Source organism: Mycobacterium sp. SMC-18, assembly GCF_045310895.1.
Taxonomy (GTDB): domain Bacteria; phylum Actinomycetota; class Actinomycetes; order Mycobacteriales; family Mycobacteriaceae; genus Mycobacterium.
On sequence record NZ_JBJIAL010000004.1, the window covers coordinates 37,498 to 53,033 of the forward strand.

Here is a 15,536-nt window from a genome sequence, read left to right on the forward strand (position 1 = left end):
TGGGTCACTCTGCGGCGGTGGCCTGTCAGACGAAGACGCTCTCGATGTCGGCGCGGCTGCGGACCGGGTCGCTGCCGGGCACGTAGGCCGGGACGGTGTGCGGCGCCAGCTCCGGGTCGACGCCGCCTTTGACGCGGGCTTTGGCCTGGCGGAATTCCGGGAACGGTCCGGCGGCGGTGTGCAGGCCGTTGATGATCGACCACACGACGGCGCGGCGGGCGGCGCGCTCGATGGGGTTGGGGTCGGTGTGGCCGAGGAGCTGCTTGGCCCACTTCGGCATGGTGTCCCGGACGGCCCAGTCGACGGCGCTCTGGGGCATCGGCAGGTTGGGGCCGGTGGCCATGGCGGCGCCGTGCGTCAGTGCCAGCCTGGGGAGGTAGGACTTGAGGCAGTCCAGGGTCTCGGCCTTGGTGGTGGGCAGGTCGGTGCCGCCGAGGGCGTGCCCGACGCGGATGAACTCGCCGTAGTAGCGGTCAAGTTTCTTGCCGCGCAACGGGTTCGGGTGGTAGAGCTCGTGCGCGGTGGCCAGGCCCCAGACCACGGTGGCGTAGTTCCAGCGCAGCCAGTCCGGGTCGTCGGCGTCGTAGGCGGCGCCGTCGGGGCGCACGCCTTTGATGGTGTGGTGCATGGCGCGCACGGTCCGGGCCAGGTTCTCGGCGGTCTCGGTGTTGCCGTAGGCGGTGCCGATGAAGAATGCGATGGAATGGCCCAGCCGGACTGCCGCGCCCTTGGGGTCGACGACCGGAATGGCGTCGCCGTTTTCGTCGCGCTTGACCAGGCGCGAGTGGTGCATGCCCATCCAGTAGATGGACGGGTCGAGGCGCTCGATGAACGCGGCGCACTGGAGGCCGAAGACCAGGGCCTCGGTGTGGGAGTGCACGTGCCAGACGGCGCTGCCGGGGCCGAACCAGCCTGGATCCCCGGTGGGGCCGGCGAAGTCCATGCCGCGGAAGTAGTTCCGCCGGATGGTCTGGTCGAACCGGTGCTGAAGCTGGTGCTCGATGAGCTGGTGCGGTAGGTACACGTCAACCCCTTCTGGTCACGGCTGTAACCAGAATAGTATTTGGTGACGGGTGTGACCAGACCTAGGCTGTAGGGATGTCGACACCGACCAGGTGGGCGGGGGTTCCGCTCGACGACCGCCGCGCCGAGCGGCGCGGGCTGCTGGTCGACGCGGCATTCGAGTTGTTCGGCTCCGGCGGTGAGACGGCGTTGTCGGTCCGTTCGGTGTGCCGTGCGTGCGGGCTCAACACCCGGTACTTCTACGAGAGCTTCGACGGCATCGACGATCTGCTGGGCGCCGTCTACGACAAGGTGAGCATCGAGTTGGCCGCGGTGGTCGACGCCGCGATCACTGTTGCGGGGGACTCGGTGCGGGCGCGGACCCGGGCCGGCATCGCCGCGGTGCTGGGCTTCGGGTCGGCTGATCCGCGGCGTGGGCGGGTGTTGTTCACTGAAGCGCGCGCCAACCCCGTGCTGGCCGCCCGTCGGGCCGTCACGCAGGACCTGCTGCTCGATGCGGTCCTGGCCGAGGGCGGCCGGCTGCACCCCGGATCAGATCCGGTCGCCGCGCGCGTCGGTGCGGCGATGTACACCGGCGCGATGGCCGAACTGGCCCAGCAGTGGCTGTCCGGTTCGTTGGGTACCGATCTGGATCTGGTGGTCGACGCGGCGCTGGCATTGGTGTTGCGCCGAGAATGACGAAATGGCTGCTCCACCGTGGGTGGGAGCAGCCATTTCGTCCATCTCGAGTTACCGGGCGGCCGGCCGCCAGCGCTTGATGAAATCCGTCTCCGGCCACTCCTCCTCGGCGGCCAGCAGCTCGTACATGGTCGCGCGGTCGATGGATTCGCGGATGATGTCGGCGTGCCCGGCATGCCGCGACAGCTCCTCGATGATGTGCATGCCGACCCAGCGCACCGTCCAGTGGTCGATGTCCGCGGGGAACCACGGCACCTCGTGCGGGACCGGCACCAGCGCGTCCAGGTCGAGCTCGGCGAAGGCCTGCAGCGTCTTGGCGTTCTGTGCACGCAGGGCGGCCAGCAGGTCGCCGAGCTTCTCGTCGTCGCGCATCGTGAGCTGGTCCTGATGGTCGGCCATCTGTTCGGCCATCGGTCGCGTATCACGCGGCGGGAAGTCGGGGGCCGCCTCCGCGCGGGCGACCCAGCCCGCTTGTACGGCGGTGACGTGTTTGATCAGGGCGCCGACCGACAGGGCACTCACTGACGGCGTGGAGCGGGCCTGCTCGTCGGTGAGGCCGTGGGCGACGGCCGCGAACCCGTCCTGCTGGAACGCGATGAAGTTGACGAGGGTCTGACGCTCGTCGCCTGCGGGTGCGGGCAGTCCGGCCATGTTCAGTTCTCCTTCGGGGTGTGGGTGTAAAGGTCACGGAGGCAGGCGATTTCAGCTCCGTGGTGAATGACTTCGCGATTGATGTGCAGCACGAGGGTGGCCATTGAGAAGTCAGCGTAGGGTCCCTCGGCGGGTCCGCACGGCCGGGCCAGGGCAGCGGCGTCGAGTCCGCGGACCCCGGTGATCCAGGTCGCGTAGGCGGTGTCGAGCTGCTCGAGTGCGGTGCGTGCGTCGCGGGCGTACGGCCACGACTGGTAGTCGGCCGGTGGTCCGCCGAAATGCGAGTGGTTCCGCATGGCCAGGACGCCGACGATGACGTGCGCCAGCCGCCAGGCGATGGTCGTGAACGGTTCGGGTTGCGGTGGCGGGTAGCTGAAGTCGATGGATCCGTCGGGGTGCAGTGTCCAGCAGCCGGGCGCCGGCTCCCAGAAGTATTCGTCGTCGGTCAGTCCCTCGAGCCGGGGACGCAGCTGGTGTCGCCAGTGCCAGCCGAGTTGGTCGGCCAGTTCTTCGGTCCGTTCTTCGGTCACATGAAGAGCCTGACATTCAATTAGGACTGTTCCTGTCCTATGAATGCGGCAGAGTGTTGTCATGTCCGAAACGACGAGCCGCGTGCTGCAGCTGCTGGGGCTGCTGCAGGCGCGCCGGGTGTGGACGGGGCAGGAGCTGGCCGACCGGCTCGGCGTCACCGGCCGCAGTGTGCGCCGCGACATCGAACGGCTGCGTGACCTCGGCTATCCGGTGCACGCCAGCAAGGGCCGCGACGGCGGCTATCAATTGGGCGCCGGTGCCGCGTTACCGCCACTGCTGCTCGACCCCGAGGAGGCCGTCGCGATGGCGGTCTGTCTGCGGCTCGCGGCCGGGGGCAGCGTCGCGGGCGTCGGTGAGTCGGCGCTGCGGGCACTGTCCAAACTCGACCAGGTGATGCCGGCGCGGCTCCGGTCCCAGGTCTCCGCCGTGCACGACGCGACGGTGACACTGACCGGTGGCGGTGCGGTCGAAGCGGTGTCCCCCGACGACCTGATGACGCTGGCCCGCGCCTGCCGCGACCACGAACACGTCAGGCTCGGCTACACCGACATTCGCGGCAACAGCACCGAGCGGCGGTTGGAGCCCTATCAACTCGTCACCACCGGGCGCCGCTGGTACCTGCTGGCCTACGACCGCGACAAGCAGGACTGGCGGACGCTGCGCCTGGACCGGATGGTCGAAGTCAAAGCCGCGGGCACGACGTTCGCGCCGCGCCCGGCGCCTGATCCCGCCGAGTTCGTGCGCCAGGCCATCACGGCGTCGCCGTACCGGTACGTCGCACGGGTTCGCTATGAGGCATCGGAAAGTCAACTGGCGCAGATGTTTTCCGCGGCGTCGGCGCAGATCGAAGCGGACGGCCCGGACCGCTGCATCGTGACGGCCGGCGGCGACGACCCCGAGCGCATCGTGTTGTACCTGGCGATGCCGGGGTACCGGTTCGAGGTCCTCGAACCGCCGGAGGTGATCGCCGCGGCCGCGGTGGTCGCCGACCGGTTGCGTGCCGCAATGCCTCCCGAGTAGCGACGCTGCGCCGTATGGTGCAGGAGTGTCGACGGGACGACTCCTGCAGGTGACGGCGGTAGTTTCCACCGAGTTGTGCGTCGGCCCGGCCGACGAACCGCTGCAGATCGTCCGGCTGGACTACACCGACTGTGCCGACGCCGCCGAGGTCCGCGTCGGGGGCGACGGGCTCAGCGGCCAGGCGGTGGCGCAGCCCGGCACCGGCGCCGTGGAGATTCCCGTGGTCGTCCAGGACGGCCGGCCGGGTCAGGTGCGGGCCGCGCGCCTCGAGATCGGCGGCGAGCAGACGCCGTTCGAGTTCGTCGTCGCCGAGCCCGGCTGGACCATGCACATGATCAGCCACTTCCACTACGACCCGGTGTGGTGGAACACCCAGGCCGCCTACACCAGCGTCTGGACCGAGGACCCGCCCGGCCGGTGCCGGCAGACCAACGGCTTCGAGCTGGTCACGGCGCACCTCGAAATGGCAAGGCGCGAACCCGAATACAAGTTCGTACTCGCCGAGGTCGACTACCTCAAGCCCTACTGGGACACCCACCCGGAGCAGCGTGCCCAGCTGCGGGCGCTGCTCGCCGAGGGCCGCGTCGAGGTCATGGGCGGCACCTACAACGAGCCGAACACCAACCTGACCAGTCCCGAGACCGCGATCCGGAACTTCGTGCACGGCATCGGGTTCCAGCGCGACGTGATGGGCGCCGCCCCGGCGACGGCCTGGCAGCTCGACGTGTTCGGCCACGACCCGCAGTTCCCGGGCATGGCTGCCGACGCCGGCCTGACCTCCAGTTCATGGGCGCGCGGCCCGCATCACCAGTGGGGCCCGATGCACCGCGACGGCGACCCCGAGCGCATGCAGTTCGCGAGCGAATTCGACTGGATCGCACCGTCGGGCCGCGGGCTGCTGACCCACTACATGCCCGCGCATTACGCGGCCGGCTGGTGGATGGACTCGTCGGCGTCGCTGCAAGAGGCCGAGGACGCCACCTACGCCACGTTCGCCAAGCTGAAAAAGGTTGCGCTGACCCGCAATGTGCTTCTGCCGGTGGGCACCGACTACACCCCGCCGAACAAGTGGGTGACCGAGATTCACCGCGACTGGGCGGCCCGCTACACGTGGCCCCGCTTCGTGTGTGCGCTGCCGCGGGAGTTCTTCGCCGCCGTGCGTGCGGAGCTCGATGCCGGTGGCACCCAGCCGTCGCCGCAGACCAGGGACATGAACCCGATCTACACCGGTAAGGACGTGTCGTACATCGACACCAAGCAGGCGAACCGGGCCGCCGAGAACGTCGTGCTGGAAGCCGAACGGTTCGCGGTGTTCGCCGGACTGCTGACCGGCGCCACGTATCCGCAAGCCGCCCTGGCCAAGGCCTGGGTACAACTGGCCTACGGCGCACACCACGACGCCATCACCGGCTCCGAATCCGACCAGGTGTACCTCGACCTGCTCACCGGCTGGCGCGACGCCTGGGAACTCGGCCGGACCGCCCGCGACAACGCGTTGGCGCTGCTGTCGCGGGCCGTCGACGGCGACATCGTGGTGTGGAACCCCTTGGCGCACAGCCGAACCGACATCGTCACCGTCCACCTCGATGAACCGCTGGCCGGGCCGGTCCTCGACGTGGACGGCACGCCGGTCCCGGTCCTGATCGAAGACGACGGCCACACCGTCACCTGGGCGGCCCACGACGTGCCCTCGCTCGGGTGGCGGGGATACACGCTCGGCGACGCCGTGACGCAACCCGCGTGGGCGCCCGCGTCCTGGGAACCGATGTCCGGCACCAGCATCGGCAACGATCGCTACCGCTGCACGGTCGACCCCGACCGCGGCGGCGCGGTGTCGTCGCTGGTGCGCGCGGGCGTCGAGCTGATCGGCGCGGGCCGGGTCGGCAACGAGATCGCCGTCTACGACGAGCATTCCGCGCATCCGACCGAACACGAAGGGCCCTGGCACCTCTTGCCCAAGGGGCCGGTGGTGGGCTCCGCCGAGCACGCAGCCGAGTCGGTGCAGGCCTACCGCAGCGCGCTGGGGGAGCGGTTGGTGGTCACCGGGTGCATCGGTGACGTGCTGCGGTACACCCAGACCATCACGCTGTGGCACGGCGTGGACCGCGTGGACTGCCGCACCGTGGTCGATGAGTTCACCGGCGCCGACAAGCTGTTGCGCCTGCGCTGGCCCTGTCCGGTGCCGGGTGCGATGCCGGTCAGCGAGGTCGGCGACGCGGTGATCGGCCGCGGCTTCGGGCTGCTGCACCAACGGGATTCGCACGACGCGGTCGACACCGCCGAGCACCCCTACACCTTGGACAACCCCGCCTACGGGTGGTTCGGGCTGTCCTCGGCGGTGCGGGTCCGGGTCCGCGACGCGCACGGCGAGAGCGTGCGGGCGGTGTCGGTCGCCGAGGTCGTCGCGCCGGACGCCGCCGACCCACAGTCGCCCACCCGCGACCTGATGGTCGCGCTGGTGCGCGCGGGGGTGACGGCCACCTGCAGCAGCGCCGGCAAGCCGCGCTACGGCGACCTCGCCGTCGACTCCAACCTGCCCGACGCCCGCATCGCGCTCGGCGGCCCCGACGAGAACGCTTTCACCGCGGCGGTATTGGCGGCAGCCGAGCCCCGCTACGGTGCCGAACTGCGGCACCGCCTGACGGCCGGGAACGCGCGGCTCTGGGTGCCCGCCGACGCCGACCTGGTGCAGCGGTGGATTCCCGGCGCCGACCTGACAGGGGTACGGGCGCTGCCGGTGCTGATCGTCGCCGGACCCGGCGCCATCGACGAGCTGATCGCCGCCCTCGCGACCACCGAGATCACCGTCGAGCAGGACGCCGCGGCCGGCATCGGGCCCTTCGAGGCCCGCAGTGTGGCGCTGCTGAACCGCGGCGTACCGGGTTTCGCCGTCGAACCGGACGGCGTCCTGCACACCTCGTTGGTGCGGTCGTGCACCGGCTGGCCCTCGGGCACCTGGATCGACCCGCCGCGCCGCACCGCACCCGACGGGTCGAACTTCCAGCTCCAGCACTGGACCCACACCTTCGACTACGCCATCGCGGCCGGCGACAGCGACTGGCGCGCCGCGGGCATCCCGGGCCGCAGCGCCGAATACTCCCAGCCGCTGCTCGCGGTGCGCACCGACCATCCCGCGGTGGCCGGCGGATTGCCCTGTACCGGTTCACTGTTGGGCGTCGAACCCGCATCCGAGGTGACGCTGGCCGCGCTGAAGGCCACCGGCAACCCGATCGCGGCCGGCAGCAGCGCGCCCGTCGACCCGAGCGCGGGCATCACCCTGCGCCTGGTCCAGACCTCGGGACGGCCGACCGAGGTCGACGTCACCTCGGGGCTCCGGCACCTCGAGGACGTCGAACGACTCGACCTGCTCGAACAGCCGATTGCCGGCAGAAAAGACCTGCGGCTGCACGGTTTCGAGATCGCCACCGTGCGGGCCCGACTCGACCTGCCGCACGTGCTCAACGGCGACCACGCCACCCTGGCGCCGGATGCCGAAGTCGCCCAACCGGTTTACGCCCGGTACTGGCTGCACAACCGCGGCCCGGCGCCGTTGGGCGGACTGCCCGCGGTGGCTCATGTGCACCCCACCGAAGCCGCCGGCGCACCGGGCGTGCCCGTGCCGTTGCGCGTCACCGCCGCCAGCGATTGCACCGACGCCACGCTCCACGGCCGGGTCCGCGTGCTGTGCCCCGACGGCTGGTCGGCCACCCCGGACGAACTGCCTTTCGTGCTGCCGCCCGGCGGCTATCTGGAAACCGAAGTGCAGCTGGACCTTCCGGCCGACGCCCCCGCCGGCCGGTATCCGGTGCGGGTCGAGCTGGCGGTCACCGGCGGCGACAAGCACCATCAGGTTCCGGCCGCCTGGCGTCAGATGGTCGAGGACGTCTGTGTCGTCACCGTCGGCGAACCCGGCGACGCCCCGCTGCTGCGGCTGGTCGAGGAACCCCAATCGGTCGACGTCGTCGCCGGGCAACACGGCGATCTGAGCGTCGTCGTCGGCTCGGCCGCCGGTGCGCCGCTGAGCTTGGAGGCGCACCTGATCAGTCCGTGGGGCACCTGGGAATGGTTGGGGCCGGCCGTACTCGGCGCCGATGTGCCGGCCGGTGGCACCGTCGCATTCGACTTCGACGTCGCGCCACCGTCGTGGGTCGAGCCCGGACAGTGGTGGGCGCTGATCCGGATCGCCGCGGCCGGCCGGGTGCTCTACACACCGGCGGTATCGGTGCGCGTCCGATGAACCGCATCGCCACCGTCGCCGGACGGGAGATACCCGTCACCGCACTCGATGAGCGCGAATCACGTTTGCGGGCAAGCATATTGGCCCCGTCGCTGCCGGCACCCGGGACCAGTGAGGGCCGGCAGCTGCGGCGCTGGCTGGCTCAGCTGCTCGTCACCGACGAGGTGGTGCGCGTGGCGGCCGGCGAACTCGGGGTCACCGACAGGGACGCGCCCACCGAAACCGACCTGCTACCCGACGCGGCAGCCCGCATGGAGCTCGGCAGTATCGCCGCGGCCGCGCTCGAACAGCCGCTGGCACGGGCGCTGTTCGTTCGGGTGACCGCCGCGGTGCGGATCCCCGACGCGGAGGTCGAGAGCTATCACGCGCGCAACCCGCTGCGGTTCGCGCCGCCGGTACCCGGTCCCGGTGGCTGGTCCACCGCGCCGACCGTCGCCCCCGCGCTGGACGAGGTGCGGCCGCAGATCACCGCGCACCTGCTGGGTTCGGCGCGCCGGCGGGCCTTCCGGCACTGGCTCGACGCCCGCCGAGCTGAGTCGGTGCATCTGGCGCCCGGCTACGAACATCCCGGCGACCCGCGTCAGCCCGACCACGTCCACCGGCACTGAAAGCGCACGATGTCCGACCTGACCCTCGCCCTCGACATCGGTGGCACGAAGATCGCCGCGGCCCTCGTCGACCCTGACGGCGCGCTCGTGCACCGCGAGCAGCTCCCCACCCCGCACGCCGACAGCGAGCAGGTGTGGGCGACGGTCGACGTGTTGATCGGGAACGCTCTCGCCGCCGCTGCCGGGCGGCCGGTGCGCGCCGTGGGCGTCGGCTGCGCCGGCCCCATCGATGTGGTCGCGGGCACAGTCAGCCCGCTCAATGTCGTTGCCTGGCGCCAATTTCCGTTGATTCAGCGCCTCACCGACCGCACCGGCCTGCCGGTGCGGCTGGCCGGCGACGTCGTCTGCCTGGCCATGGGCGAGCACTGGCGCGGGGCCGGGCAGGGGGCGCAGTTCCTGCTCGGCATGGTGGTGTCCACCGGTATCGGCGGCGGCCTGGTGCAGGGCGGTGCGCCGTACCTCGGCCGCACCGGCAATGCCGGCCACATCGGCCACGTCGTCGTCGACCCCGACGGACCGCGCTGCGCATGCGGCGGTCAGGGCTGTGTGGAGGCGGTGGCCTCGGGTCCGCACCTGGCGCGGTGGGCGCACGAGCACGGCTGGGACGCCCCGCCCGACGCCGATGCGAAGGCGCTGGCCGAGGCCGCCGGGCGTGGGAATCCGATTGCGGTGCAGGCATTCTCGCGCGGTGCCGAGGCGATCGCCGTCGCCATCGCGTCGGCGGCCGCCGTCTGCGACCTGGACCTGGTGGTGATCGGCGGCGGCGTGGCGAATGCGGGGGAGGTGCTCTTCGGCCCGTTGCGGGCAGCGCTGCCGCGCTACGCCGGATTGAGCTTCCTGCGCGGCCTGCGGGTGGTGCCCGCCGAACTCGGCGGCGATGCCGGTCTCGTCGGCGCCGCGGCGTTGTGGCGGACCTGAGAAGCGTTGCGCTCCATGTGCTTTCGGCCCCAGTCGCACAGCGCCCACAACACCGGGCCCAGGGTCTTGCCGTACTCCGAGATCGAGTAGTGCACGCACGGCGGCACCGTGCCGGCGTCGTGCCGGTCGATGATGCCGTCGGCCACGAGCTCGTGCAGGTGCCGGATGAGCATGCGCTCGGTGATGCCGGGAATGCTGCGGCGGAGCTCGGCGGTGCGCATCGGCCCGTCCGTGAGCCGCCACAGAATGGTGCCCTTCCAGCGGCCGTCGACCACCGACAGGGCGGCGTCGATCGGGCACTCACCGACTTCCTTCTTCGACACCGCCACGATGCACTCCCGTCGTCGCCTCTACTGACTAATTTGTCAGTACCTTGTTTTTTTGTCAGTGTAGTGACAAGGCTCGATGTCATGGAGCACATCGCGCAAGTTCTCACCGTGATCGTCGTCGGCACGCTCGTCGGCGTGGAGTTCGGCGTCGCCGCGTTCACCAACCCGATCCTGGAACGGCTGCCCGACGACGCCTACCGCCAGGCGCGCGCGACGGGCAGCAGGCTCCTCGGGACGGTGATGCCGTTCTGGTACATCGCCGCGGCGGTGCTGCTGATCGGCGATGCCGTGCTCGTGCCGGCGCCACTCCCCATCGCCGCCGTCGCGGTGATGGGCGTGGTGATGGCCCTGACGCTCACCACGCTGGTGCCGATCAACAACCGCGTCGCGGCGTGGGCGGGTACCGGCCCTGGCGAGGCGCCGACAAGTCGGGAACTCGCTCACCGCTGGGACCGGCTGCACTGGGTGCGGGTGGCGCTGTTGCTGGCCGCGTTCGTCCTGGTCACGGTCCCGCGTTGACGAGGCTGTCAACTACCTGGGAGGGGTAGGCAACAAACTTAGGCAAGACTTAGCTAAGTTGATCTTGTTTAACGGTGGGTGAACAACTCTTCACACGCCAGCAGAATCTGACTTAGTGAGGTATTGGCATGCGCGTCGTCTTCTTCGGTTTCCAGACGTGGGGGGTCAAGACGCTGCAGGCGCTGATCGATCTGGGCCACGACGTGCCGATGGTCGTCACGCACCCGACCAGCACGGAGTCGTACAAGGCGATCTTCTCGGACTCCGTCGAGGAACTCGCCCAGGCACACGACATCCCGGTCCACCTGACCATGCGCGCCGACCACGAGACCATCGACCTGGTCAAGCGCTCCGAACCCGACGTCATCGTCGTCAACAGCTGGTACACGCGGATGACGGACGAGCTCTACGACCTGCCGCCGCACGGCACCCTGAACCTGCACGACTCCCTGCTGCCGAAGGGCACCGGTTTCTCCCCGGTCATCTGGTCGCTGATCAGCGGTGAATCGCACATCGGCCTGACCATTCACCGCATGAACGCCGAGCTCGACGCCGGCGACATCCTGGTCCAGCGCTCGCTGTCCATCGGGCCTGACGACACCGGCACCGAACTGGTGATGCGTGGCATCGACCTGATCCCCGGCGCGCTGGACGAGGCGCTGACCGCGCTGGAAGCCGGCACCGCACAGTGGCGGCCGCAGGACAAGGCCGAGCGGACCTACTTCCACAAGCGCTCCGAGCGCGACAGCCTCATCGACTGGAGCTGGCCGGCCGAGGATCTCGAGCGGCTCGTCCGCGCGCTGTCGGACCCCTACCCGCGCGCGTTCACCTTCTACCGCGGTGAGCGGATCGAGGTGCTCGAGTCCAAGGTGTCCGAAATCCGCTACGGCGGCACCCCGGGCCGCGTGATCGTGCAGGAGGGCGGCGGCGCGGTGGTGTGCGGCACGCACGCCCACCGCGGCGGCAACCTCGGCCTGGTCATCACGCGGCTCCGCACGGCCGACGGCGTGGAGCACGGGGGAGCGGAGTTCTTCCGCCGCGGCGGTTACCTCACCAGCGAGGCCTGAACCCGTGCCGCCGCTGCTCACATACATCGCGACGCCGGCATGGCTCATGTCCGTCCGGCGCCGGATGCTCACGCTGATCCCGGTCCGGTTCCTGCGGCACGTCCTCTATCTCTTGATGATCCGCAAGCGGGGCAACTTCGACGAGCCCGAGACTTTCAACGAGAAGGTGAACTGGCGCATCTTCCACGATCGGCGGGACCGGATCGTCAGGGCCTGCGACAAGATGTGGATGAAGGAGATGGCGCGCGCGGCGTATCCCGGCGCCGATCTCCGGATTCCCGCCACGTACTGGTCCGGTACCGACCTGCGCGACGCACCGGACCTGGCGTCGCTGCCGCCCTGGGTGCTCAAGCCCAATGCCAGCAGTGGCCAGGCGCTGTTCGGCCCCGACCCGCGGCTGGATCTGGCCCGCCTGCGGGACCAGACCAGGAGCTGGTTCCAGGAAACGCCCCTGGAGCTCGGTGAGTGGGGCTACAGCAAAGCGCGCCCCCTGTTGCTGCTCGAGGAACGCATCCCGACTCCGGACGGCGAAGCGCCCGTCGACTACAAGTTCTTCGTCTTCGACGGCCGCGTCGAGCTGATCCAGGTGAACCGGGGCCGGTTCGCCGAGAAGCAGACCACCACCTTCCTGGACGCCGACTGGCGTCAGCTGCCCGTGCGGTGGCGTATTCACCCGGTCGCCCCCGAGGAACGACCCGTCGAGCTGGACAAGATGCTGGAGATCGCGAGCGTCCTCGGCGCCGACTGGGATTTCATCCGCGTCGACCTCTACGCCGTGGACGGCGACGTGTGGTTCGGCGAGTACACCCCGTACCCGGGCACGGGCATGCTGCGCTACGAACCCATGAGCTTCGACCTCGAGCAGGGCCGGCAATGGCGGCTGCCGGCACCGGATGCGGTGCGCCGCGGGCAGCCCTAGACCGTTGAGCCCGCGGCATCGCCGTTTTGGCTGATCGGCAGGCGATCGGCTACTCTTGTGCAGTTCCACCGAAGACCGTCGGTCACCAAGTAATTGGTTGAAGGTCCAGGCAACGCCTGGCGGCCCACGCAGGAGGACGAGGTTTTCAGAGTTTTTGATTCTGCGCGCCCCGACCTTTCTGTGTCGGGGCGCTTTGCGTTTCTGACCTCGATTCGAAGCCGAATCCCCGGCAGTCTCCAGTGGGCCGATGAATACACCACAAGGAGGCATGTATGGCCAAGGCTGACAAAGCCACTGCGGTCGCTGACATTGCCGAACAGTTCAAGGCCTCGACGGCCACTGTCGTGACCGAGTACCGCGGTCTGACGGTTGCCGATCTCGCCGAGCTGCGTCGTTCCCTCGGTGCCGCGACGACCTACACGGTCGCCAAGAACACCCTGGTCAAGCGCGCCGCTTCGGAGGCCGGAGTCGAGGGCCTCGACGACCTGTTCGCAGGTCCGACCGCCATCGCGTTCATCACCGGCGAGCCGGTCGATGCCGCGAAGGCAATCAAGAAGTTCGCGAAGGATCACAAGCAGCTCGTCATCAAGGGCGGCTACATGGACGGCGCTGCGCTGTCCGTGGCCCAGGTCGAGAAGATCGCCGACCTCGAGTCGCGCGAAGTGCTGCTGTCCAAGCTGGCCGGCGCCATGAAGGCAAAGCAGTCTCAGACCGCCGCGCTGTTCGCTGCGCCCGCGTCTCAGATCGCCCGCCTGGCGGCCGCTCTGCAGGACAAGAAGGCTTCCTAGAAGCCTCAGTGCCGGCTGTCCAACCGCGCACTAGACCAACAAAACACAGAAACAAGGAAGGACCATTCACATGGCCAAGCTGTCCACCGAAGAACTGCTCGACGCGTTCAAGGAAATGACCCTGCTGGAGCTCTCGGAGTTCGTGAAGCAGTTCGAGGAGACCTTCGACGTCACCGCCGCCGCTCCGGTCGCCGTTGCCGCCGCCCCCGCCGCCGGTGGCGCTGCCGCTGAGGCCGGCGAAGAGCAGTCCGAGTTCGACGTCATCCTCGAGGGTGCCGGCGACAAGAAGATCGGCGTCATCAAGGTCGTCCGCGAGATCGTTTCCGGCCTGGGCCTGAAGGAAGCCAAGGACCTGGTCGACGGCGCCCCCAAGCCGCTGCTGGAGAAGGTCTCGAAGGAGGCCGCCGAGGACGCCAAGGCCAAGCTCGAGGCCGCCGGCGCTTCGGTGTCCGTCAAGTAAGTTCGCCAGAACTGACGTTTTCCCCCGGAGTCCCTTGTGGACTCCGGGGGATTTCGCTTTTCAGGGGATATAAATCGGGGCATTTCGGACCATTCGGGGGACGATGGAGTAGTTGGCTCCGCGCCCATCGGGGTGACTTTGTGGCGGGCCGTCCGATAGTTGGAACAAGGTGCAACAGGCCGCGATCGATGCGCTACAGTGACTCAAGCCACAGGCAGGGCAGCAAATGGCGCGCGAGCGCTGGCGGAAGGGATCTCACGTGGGCGTTCAAATCGACGTAACGGGACTGAGCAAGTCCTTTGGGTCGTCGAAGATTTGGGAAGACGTCACCTTGACCATTCCCGCCGGTGAGGTCAGCGTCATGCTGGGCCCGTCCGGTACCGGTAAGTCGGTGTTCCTGAAGTCCCTGATCGGCCTGCTGCGCCCCGAGCGCGGCTCGATCGTCATCGACGGCACCAACATCATCGAGTGCTCGGCCAAGGAGCTCTACGAGATCCGCACCCTGTTCGGTGTGCTGTTCCAGGACGGCGCGCTGTTCGGCTCGATGAACATCTACGACAACACGGCCTTCCCGCTGCGCGAGCACACCAAGAAGTCCGAGTCCGAGATCCGCAAGATCGTCATGGAGAAGCTGGACGTCGTGGGTATGCCCAACGACGGTCACAAGTTCCCGGGCGAAATCTCCGGTGGTATGCGCAAGCGTGCCGGTCTGGCCCGCGCCCTCGTGCTCGACCCCAAGATCATCCTGGTCGACGAGCCGGACTCCGGTCTGGACCCAGTCCGTACCGCCTACCTGTCGCAGCTGCTGATCGACATCAACGCCCAGATCGACGCCACGGTCCTGATCGTTACCCACAACATCAACATCGTGCGTACGGTGCCGGACAACATCGGCATGCTCTACCGCAAGCACCTGGTCATGTTCGGCCCCCGCGAGGTGCTGCTGACCAGTGAGGAGCCCGCGGTCAAGCAGTTCCTCAACGGTCGTCGTATCGGCCCGATCGGTATGTCCGAGGAGAAGGACGCCGCCACCGCCGCCGCCGAGCAGGCCGCGATCGATGCCGGTCACTCCGACGGTGGTGTCGAGGAGATCGAGGGCGTGCCGCCGCAGATCGCCGTCACCCCGGGTATGCCGGTCCGCCAGGCCGTCGCCCGTCGTCAGGCCCGGGTGCGCTCGATCCTGCACACCCTGCCGCCCGCCGCACAGGCCGCCATCCTCGAGGACCTCAACAAGAGTGGCGCCAACGACGACCCGGTGACCGCTCAGATTCCGCGGGCCTGATCCGCAGAACGTCGAAAATCGCGCCCGGGCTGAACCAGCCCGGGCGCGATTTGTGTCGGCGGGCGGGCGCACAGGGCGCGAAAACTCCGGCGGGCGGGCGCTGCGGGCGCCGCTGAGGCGTGGCGAGAGGGCGGACGGCCGGTGATCTTGGTCACGGCGCGTCCGTCGGGAACGGCGTGCGGGTGGCGCCTCGGCGCCCGCTGCGTCACGATGAGAGCGCCCCGGTTCGCCAGCTGCCGGCAAAACTCCACACCAAACACCGTGGCAAGTCTTGACTGACGCCCGCAAACGGGCCAATCTGTTGGGCAGCATGTATTCGAGAGTTGTGTTGATGGGTTCAGACGCCAGCCAGCGTTATCCGTTAGAACTCTCTCCAAACATGCCGTGGTTGAGGAATGCGCCGTCCTACGCTAATGTTGGACGTTGCGCTGGCTGCATCCTGCCCACCTCACCCGCACCTGACACCTTCTAGCCTGAGTCTTGCTCAGTGATCTAGACGCGTGCCC

15 protein-coding genes are annotated in these 15,536 nt (G+C 69.0%); 11 read left to right on the plus strand and 4 right to left on the minus strand.

From position 1 onward, the window contains the following. Positions 1 to 25: 25 nt before the first annotated feature. Positions 26 to 1,024, minus strand: coding sequence for an oxygenase MpaB family protein (locus ACJH6J_RS04655; protein ID WP_406803589.1), 999 nt, complete (start codon positions 1,022 to 1,024; stop codon positions 26 to 28). A 74-nt stretch (positions 1,025 to 1,098) separates the two neighbouring features. On the opposite strand from ACJH6J_RS04655, the gene ACJH6J_RS04660 reads away from it, so the two are divergent. After that, positions 1,099 to 1,701: a TetR/AcrR family transcriptional regulator gene (locus ACJH6J_RS04660; protein ID WP_406803590.1), complete on the plus strand. Its 603-nt coding sequence runs from the start codon at positions 1,099 to 1,101 to the stop codon at positions 1,699 to 1,701. A gap of 51 nt (positions 1,702 to 1,752) precedes the next feature. On the opposite strand, the gene ACJH6J_RS04665 is transcribed toward ACJH6J_RS04660, so the two are convergent. Both ACJH6J_RS04665 and ACJH6J_RS04670 read right to left on the minus strand, forming a co-directional pair. After that, complete coding sequence (locus ACJH6J_RS04665) at positions 1,753 to 2,352, minus strand: DinB family protein (RefSeq protein WP_406803591.1); 600 nt, start codon at positions 2,350 to 2,352, stop codon at positions 1,753 to 1,755. A 2-nt stretch (positions 2,353 to 2,354) separates the two neighbouring features. After that, positions 2,355 to 2,882, minus strand: a complete 528-nt coding sequence (locus ACJH6J_RS04670; RefSeq protein ID WP_406803592.1) for a DinB family protein — start codon at positions 2,880 to 2,882, stop codon at positions 2,355 to 2,357. A 61-nt stretch (positions 2,883 to 2,943) separates the two neighbouring features. Here ACJH6J_RS04670 and ACJH6J_RS04675 point away from each other — a divergent pair, with 61 nt between their 5' ends. From ACJH6J_RS04675 to ACJH6J_RS04690, 4 genes are read left to right on the plus strand one after another with little or no spacing between them, the layout of a single operon-like run. Beyond that, positions 2,944 to 3,903 carry a helix-turn-helix transcriptional regulator gene (locus tag ACJH6J_RS04675; RefSeq protein ID WP_406803593.1) on the plus strand — a complete coding sequence of 320 codons (960 nt, stop codon included), beginning with the start codon at positions 2,944 to 2,946 and terminating at the stop codon, positions 3,901 to 3,903. A 43-nt stretch (positions 3,904 to 3,946) separates the two neighbouring features. Beyond that, positions 3,947 to 8,140, plus strand: a complete 4,194-nt coding sequence (locus tag ACJH6J_RS04680; RefSeq protein ID WP_406803658.1) for an NEW3 domain-containing protein — start codon at positions 3,947 to 3,949, stop codon at positions 8,138 to 8,140. After that, positions 8,137 to 8,748: a malonyl CoA-ACP transacylase gene (locus tag ACJH6J_RS04685; protein ID WP_406803594.1), complete on the plus strand. Its 612-nt coding sequence runs from the start codon at positions 8,137 to 8,139 to the stop codon at positions 8,746 to 8,748. The genes ACJH6J_RS04680 and ACJH6J_RS04685 overlap by 4 nt, the downstream gene beginning before the upstream one ends. 9 nt (positions 8,749 to 8,757) lie before the next feature. After that, positions 8,758 to 9,666: an ROK family protein gene (locus ACJH6J_RS04690; RefSeq protein ID WP_406803595.1), complete on the plus strand. Its 909-nt coding sequence runs from the start codon at positions 8,758 to 8,760 to the stop codon at positions 9,664 to 9,666. On the opposite strand, the gene ACJH6J_RS04695 is transcribed toward ACJH6J_RS04690, so the two are convergent. Further along, positions 9,567 to 9,995, minus strand: coding sequence for a winged helix-turn-helix transcriptional regulator (locus ACJH6J_RS04695; RefSeq protein WP_406803596.1), 429 nt, complete (start codon positions 9,993 to 9,995; stop codon positions 9,567 to 9,569). The two genes, ACJH6J_RS04690 and ACJH6J_RS04695, sit on opposite strands and share 100 nt — an antisense overlap. An 81-nt stretch (positions 9,996 to 10,076) precedes the next feature. On the opposite strand from ACJH6J_RS04695, the gene ACJH6J_RS04700 reads away from it, so the two are divergent. From ACJH6J_RS04700 to ACJH6J_RS04725, 6 genes are all read left to right on the plus strand, one after another. After that, positions 10,077 to 10,514 carry an anthrone oxygenase family protein gene (locus tag ACJH6J_RS04700; protein ID WP_406803659.1) on the plus strand — a complete coding sequence of 146 codons (438 nt, stop codon included), beginning with the start codon at positions 10,077 to 10,079 and terminating at the stop codon, positions 10,512 to 10,514. A gap of 128 nt (positions 10,515 to 10,642) precedes the next feature. Further along, positions 10,643 to 11,581, plus strand: coding sequence for a methionyl-tRNA formyltransferase (locus ACJH6J_RS04705; RefSeq protein WP_406803597.1), 939 nt, complete (start codon positions 10,643 to 10,645; stop codon positions 11,579 to 11,581). Positions 11,582 to 11,585: 4 nt separating this feature from the next. Then, positions 11,586 to 12,500, plus strand: a complete 915-nt coding sequence (locus ACJH6J_RS04710) for an ATP-grasp fold amidoligase family protein (protein ID WP_406803598.1) — start codon at positions 11,586 to 11,588, stop codon at positions 12,498 to 12,500. Between the two features lie 272 nt (positions 12,501 to 12,772). Continuing rightward, a complete protein-coding gene (rplJ, locus tag ACJH6J_RS04715) occupies positions 12,773 to 13,288 on the plus strand; it encodes a 50S ribosomal protein L10 (protein ID WP_212806942.1) in 516 nt (171 codons plus the stop codon). Between the two features lie 70 nt (positions 13,289 to 13,358). Beyond that, positions 13,359 to 13,748, plus strand: a complete 390-nt coding sequence (gene rplL, locus ACJH6J_RS04720) for a 50S ribosomal protein L7/L12 (protein WP_212806941.1) — start codon at positions 13,359 to 13,361, stop codon at positions 13,746 to 13,748. A 259-nt stretch (positions 13,749 to 14,007) separates the two neighbouring features. Beyond that, positions 14,008 to 15,030, plus strand: a complete 1,023-nt coding sequence (locus ACJH6J_RS04725; RefSeq protein WP_212806940.1) for an ABC transporter ATP-binding protein — start codon at positions 14,008 to 14,010, stop codon at positions 15,028 to 15,030. Positions 15,031 to 15,536 lie beyond the last annotated feature (506 nt).

What these genes read in the sequence shown, in the direction of transcription:
- ACJH6J_RS04700 (WP_406803659.1), top strand. Translation starts at nt 10,077, where the DNA reads ATGGAGCACATCGCGCAAGTTCTCACCGTGATCGTCGTCGGCACGCTC.
- ACJH6J_RS04705 (WP_406803597.1), top strand. Translation starts at nt 10,643, where the DNA reads ATGCGCGTCGTCTTCTTCGGTTTCCAGACGTGGGGGGTCAAGACGCTG.
- ACJH6J_RS04685 (WP_406803594.1), top strand. Translation starts at nt 8,137, where the DNA reads ATGAACCGCATCGCCACCGTCGCCGGACGGGAGATACCCGTCACCGCA.
- ACJH6J_RS04690 (WP_406803595.1), top strand. Translation starts at nt 8,758, where the DNA reads ATGTCCGACCTGACCCTCGCCCTCGACATCGGTGGCACGAAGATCGCC.
- ACJH6J_RS04675 (WP_406803593.1), top strand. Translation starts at nt 2,944, where the DNA reads ATGTCCGAAACGACGAGCCGCGTGCTGCAGCTGCTGGGGCTGCTGCAG.
- rplL (WP_212806941.1), top strand. Translation starts at nt 13,359, where the DNA reads ATGGCCAAGCTGTCCACCGAAGAACTGCTCGACGCGTTCAAGGAAATG.
- rplJ (WP_212806942.1), top strand. Translation starts at nt 12,773, where the DNA reads ATGGCCAAGGCTGACAAAGCCACTGCGGTCGCTGACATTGCCGAACAG.
- ACJH6J_RS04660 (WP_406803590.1), top strand. Translation starts at nt 1,099, where the DNA reads ATGTCGACACCGACCAGGTGGGCGGGGGTTCCGCTCGACGACCGCCGC.
- ACJH6J_RS04665 (WP_406803591.1), bottom strand. Translation starts at nt 2,352, where the DNA reads ATGGCCGGACTGCCCGCACCCGCAGGCGACGAGCGTCAGACCCTCGTC.